At 64.8% G+C, this 559-nt stretch carries 1 protein-coding gene; it reads left to right on the top strand.

Features of this window, described 5'->3' with window-relative positions:
• Positions 1–12: 12 nt before the first annotated feature.
• Positions 13–559, top strand: a 547-nt coding sequence (locus tag AC1D01_RS38085) for a sensor histidine kinase (protein ID WP_477875192.1), incomplete at its 3' end; no start/stop codon positions are given.

The following is a 559-nucleotide window of genomic DNA, read 5'->3' as shown; positions in this document are numbered from 1 at the left end:
CTGATGGCCGTCGTGGCCCACGAATTGCGCAACCCGCTGATGACCTTGTGCACCACTGCCACGCTCTTGCCGCGCGTTGCCGCCGACAAGATTGCACGCCTGCTGGAGATCATCGAGCGGCAGACCGGCCGCATGTCGCGCGTGATTGGCGATCTGCTCGATGTGTCGCGTGTGAATGCCGGCAAGCTGCGTCTGGAGTTCGGCGATGTCGACATCGCCGACGTGGTCGAGGATTCGCTCGTCACCTGCCGCCATGCGATGGCCCGACACACGCAGACGCTGCGGCTCGAATTGCCGTCCCCGCCGGGCAGCATACGCGGCGACGCGGTCCGCCTGACCCAGATCTTGAGCAACCTCCTAGGCAACGCGTCCAAGTACACACCGGCCGGCGGCGAGATCGCCCTCGTCGTACAACGCATGCCGGATGCCATGGTGTTCACCGTCGAGGACAACGGCATTGGCATCTCGCCACGGGCCTTGCTGGAAGTCTTCGACCCGTTCGTGCAGGAACAGCATGCGGTGAAGTTCAATGGCGTCGGCTTGGGACTGGGCCTGGCGG

It is taken from the genome of Rhizobacter sp. P3_B12, from assembly GCF_056402895.1.
The sequence above is the reverse complement of the archived record's forward strand: the minus strand, read 5'-3'. Positions and strand labels throughout refer to the sequence as shown.